General features: G+C 66.9%; 3 protein-coding genes and 1 pseudogene. 1 reads left to right on the top strand and 3 read right to left on the bottom strand.

Annotation, left to right across the window (positions count from 1 at the left end):
* Positions 1 to 175: 175 nt before the first annotated feature.
* From GPA21_RS19445 to GPA21_RS19440, 3 genes and pseudogenes are all read right to left on the bottom strand, one after another.
* Positions 176 to 1,603: a YadA family autotransporter adhesin gene (locus tag GPA21_RS19445; protein ID WP_339379826.1), complete on the bottom strand. Its 1,428-nt coding sequence runs from the start codon at positions 1,601 to 1,603 to the stop codon at positions 176 to 178.
* Positions 1,604 to 1,750: 147 nt separating this feature from the next.
* Positions 1,751 to 1,828, bottom strand: a pseudogene (locus GPA21_RS21400) (hypothetical protein); the annotation flags it as partial.
* Positions 1,829 to 1,988: 160 nt separating this feature from the next.
* Positions 1,989 to 3,284 carry a phosphoinositide-specific phospholipase C-related protein gene (locus GPA21_RS19440; RefSeq protein WP_168989728.1) on the bottom strand — a complete coding sequence of 432 codons (1,296 nt, stop codon included), beginning with the start codon at positions 3,282 to 3,284 and terminating at the stop codon, positions 1,989 to 1,991.
* 154 nt (positions 3,285 to 3,438) lie between these two features.
* Between GPA21_RS19440 and GPA21_RS19435 the strand changes: the two genes are divergently transcribed.
* Positions 3,439 to 4,155 (top strand): LuxR C-terminal-related transcriptional regulator (locus GPA21_RS19435; RefSeq protein ID WP_168989727.1); only part of this gene is annotated, 717 nt, incomplete at its 3' end.

Raw genomic sequence — 4,155 nt, 5'->3', positions numbered from 1 at the left:
GACAAAGGTGTTGTTTGTCGAGAGCCACCCGGCCGACGCGCGCCACGCCTTGCCCGCCGGGCGTCAGGTAACGTAACCGAGGCGCGCGTCGGCCGGGTGGCTCTCGACAAACAACACCTTTGTCCGCGCACGGCGCGGCGGTGGCCGCAGCGCCGTGCCGATGGCCGCTCCGCGGCTACCACTTCCAGCCGAGTCCGGCGCGCAGCGCCGGCCGGCCGGCGCCCGCGTAGCCCACGCCCAGGTTCAATTGCGCACCGGAGCGGGTGGTGTGGCCGACCGTCACGCCGATCGCCGACTGTCCGTCGTAGTGCCCCATGCCGACACCAATGCCGCTCTCGCCGGGAGCCAACGCCAGCTGCGGCGCCGTCGCCATCGCCGAGGCCACGCCGCGCGCCGCGATGCGCCGCACTTCTCCGACCCGCTGGTCGATGCGGGCGGCGACCTGGCCGAGTTGCTCCACGTTGGCCGCATCGGTCGCCAGCACGCCCGGCGCCACGTGGGTGATGCGCCGCTCCGCGCCCGGCGCGCCCACGCTCATTGAGTCCGGCGCGGCAGTGACCGAACCGTTGCCGATCGCGACTGCGTTGTCGTGCACGGCCCGGGCCTCGTTGCCGATCGCCACGGCATGTTCGCCGGAGGCGACGGTGTTGTCGCCGACGGCGGTGGTGTTGGTGCCGATGGCCAGGGCGCCGGTGCCCACCGCCACCGACGAGTGCGCATGGGCGCCGGCGCCAATCGCCACCGAATTCGACTGCACCGCCGTGGCGTCCCGGCCCATGGCGATGCCGCCCGAGGACTGCACCTCGGCACCCTGGCCGATGGCGATGCCGTCCTCCGCCCCGGCGGCTACGGCACCGCCGGCGAGTTGCAGGTTGGTGCCGCAGGCGACGCTGGCGCCGGAGATGGTGCACAGGCCAGCCTCGAGCATCTGGTTGAGCGTGCTCTGCAAGGCGGCGAGCGCCGTATCCGCCGTGTTCTGGGCACCGGTCGCCACCGAATAGGCACCGGTCGCCACCGAATGGGCGACGGCGGCCTCGCTACGGGCGGTGTCGGCGGTGGCCTGGGCCGTACCGGCGGCCGAGAGGGCGGTGTTGGCAGTGCCCTGTGCCGCAACGGCCTTGCCATCGGCGGTGGCGGCGGCACTCAAGGCATTGTCGGCGGTGCCTTGGGCGACGGCGGCCTCGCTGCGGGCGGTGTCGGCGGTAGCCTGGGCCGTACCGGCGACCGAGAGGGCGGTATTGGCGGTGCCCTGTGCGGCGGCGGCCTCGCTGCGGGCGGTGTCGGCGGTGGCCTGGGCCGTACCAGCGGCCGAGAGGGCGGCATTGGCGGTGCCCTGTGCGATGGCGGCCTCATTGCGAGCGGTGTCGGCGGTGCCCTGTGCCGCAACGGCCTTGCCGTCGGCGGTGGCGGCGGCGCTCAAGGCGTTGTTGGCGGTGGATTGGGCCGCGCCGGCGACCGAGAGGGCGTTGTTGGCGGTGTTGGCCACGGCGTCGAGCTGGCTCTTGTTCACCGCGTCGGTGGCGTCCGTGCCGGCAGCGACGTTGACGATGCGCCTCTTGACGTCGGCGCTGCCGACCGAGACGGTGTAGTCTTGCGTGGCCACCGAGCCGGCGCCAAGCGCCACCGCGCTGCTGACACCCCCTTGGACTTCACTCTGGAGTCCTATTGCCGTGCTCCAAAAACCTTCAGCTCTGCTATGCGCCCCCACGGCGGTAGCGCTATCACCCGAGGCGTGGTTGCCAAACCCTACAGCGGTTGACTGGTGGCCGGAGGCTGTATTCCCTACCCCTACGGCTGTAGACGCCGTTCCGGTGGCACTGTTCGCCATGCCACAAACGAAGCCGCCGCTGGCGGTACCGGAATCGCCGTCGCAGTCACTGGTCGCCCCCGCCGGCGGCGCGGCCAGGGCGATGAGAAGCGTTGCGCCGGCCAGGCGCGGAAGGTGGCGGCGCCGTCTCCCGGCGCCGGGTTTGCGCGACGACACGGCTCTACTTCCAGTAATACTTCAGGTCCACCAGGCCGTGCCCGCCTTCCGAGCGGACGGCGATTTTTCGTATCGCAGTGCCCGCTCTCGGCCCTTCTCTGATCATTTCGGCGTCGCTGCCTTCGTTTTTCGTAAGCCAGCCACTGCCTTTCGACCCGAAATGAATCTTCAGGTTGACCAGCCCGTAGCGTTCGTACTTGGCGACCGTCAGGCCATCGATCGCCATTCCTGGGGGAGCATAAGCTGCGTACTCTTGCCCCTTGTCGAATAAGCCGAAAATGGGTGTGCCACATTCTCTCTCGTGCGTATCGTCCAGGGCATCGGCGGGAGCATGGCAGAATGCGATGTCTATCAGGCCGTATCCACGCTCGTTATAGACTCTTACGCCGACCAGCTTGCGTCCGTCGGGAATCCGGAAAGACGCTTGGCTGTCCCAGTCCACGCTGTTTCCGACGAGCCAGCCGGAATGCTTCGTGTCGACGAAATCGGGCTTGATGCGATTCAAATGTTCCAGCGCCTGTCGTTGAAAGCCTGAACCGATGAAATCGGTCGCAATGGTGTTGGGCGTTCTGCCGTGCTCATCGTAGAAATCATCGATGTGGCCGATCAGGTTCTTTTCGCTGCTGATGTTGCCTTCATAGTCACTGGTGCTCCAGGCGGGAACCGTCTTGAAGTGATTGACGATGGCCAGGGTGTCTTCCCTGCGCAACTTGCCACTTCCTCCCGACAAGATGGAGGATTCGTCTCTCTTCTTCACCCAGGAATTGTGGTCAAGGCTGGCCTCGCCGTAGACGGTTTCGACCGCGTAGTCGTACAGATAGGGGAGATTCATGCTCTCCCGGTCGGTGGTTTTCTCGAGAAAGGCGACGATCCGGTGTCCGTTCGCCAGCATCGTTTCGACTTCGGGCCAGCCATTCCTGGGGACGTCATAGGCCGAAAAATCGAACCAGTATCCCGTGGTCTGCAAGGCGTCCGCCAGTTTCCGGTAGTGGTCCGACAGGTAATCCTCGAAGAAGATCGTGACGATCTCCCGCCCGTTACAACGCAGAAAGTCACTGATTTCATCAAGAATTACCGCCAGATCGACATGGGCAATAATCGTACTGCTGCCATGCGCACAGACCACCTTCTCACTGCCGTCCCAGTAAATATCGAGCATCAAGCCACGAACGCCGCAGTTGAGTTGGTCAGTTACGCTCTTCTTCTGGTTGGTGAGCAGCGGGTCGATCAACTGGTATCCGTACTTGGGCGCGGCGTAGGCATTGTGCGCGGTCAGGTACTTCAGTTCGTTGTATTTCATCGCCCCCCCTTTTTCATTTCATAATCCTTGGTTGCCGGGTCCTCTCCCGCGTCGTCCGGCCGTCCCGGATTGTGTCGCCATATGATGTTGTGACACCATCCGCTAGTTAGCGGATGCGCCACCTCCGATGCGCACCGGGTGAAAGGGAGGCTCCATGAAACCGATGGGCATACTCAGGGACGCGGACATGCGCCTGCTGGCCGCCTTGTGGCGGGAGCTCGCCGAGGCGCCGGCGGCGCAGTGCGACGCGGCGCTGCGCCATTGCCTGGCGCGGCTGGCGAGCCACATCGGAGCCAGCAACGCCACCTGGGTGGCGGCCGGCCGCGAGGGCGCGGCGGCCGGGGACGCGATGTCCGGCTGGCGCATCCGCGCGGCGGAACACCTGCACTGCCGCGACGAGCGCCAGAAGATGGCGCGCGCACTGGCCGGCGCCCTGGAGGCGGGGGAGGTCGAGCCCTACGCCGGCGCCATCGTCCGCGACGCCGGCCGCACACGCTGCCAATTGCGGCACGAACTGTTGGACGACACGGTGTGGCGGCGTAGCTGGATCGTGCGCGAGGCGCTGGCGGACGAGCGCATCGACGACCGGCTCAATGGCGCCTTCACCGTCACGCCGGACTGCGAGACGCATCTGGTGCTCGACCGCCGGCACGGCGAGCGGCCTTTCGGCGAGCACGAGCGGAATCTGCTGGGGTTCTTCCTGCTCGGCAGCACCGCGTTCCAGCGCGAGCTGCTGCTGGCGCGCGGCCTGCTCGGCGCGCAGGCGCCGCTAAGCGCGCGCGAACGCGACGTGCTGGCGCAGCTCTTGAGCGATGCCTGCGAAAAGGACATCGCGCGACGGTTGGGCATCGGCCACCGCACGGTGCACCAG

This window comes from Azoarcus taiwanensis (assembly GCF_012910885.1).
In the GTDB taxonomy this organism is placed as follows: domain Bacteria; phylum Pseudomonadota; class Gammaproteobacteria; order Burkholderiales; family Rhodocyclaceae; genus Azoarcus_F; species Azoarcus_F taiwanensis.
This window is presented reverse-complemented; position numbering and strand designations above follow the sequence as displayed.

Coding starts and splice junctions, on each gene's coding strand:
- GPA21_RS19440 (WP_168989728.1), bottom strand. CDS start 3,284: ATGAAATACAACGAACTGAAGTACCTGACCGCGCACAATGCCTACGCC.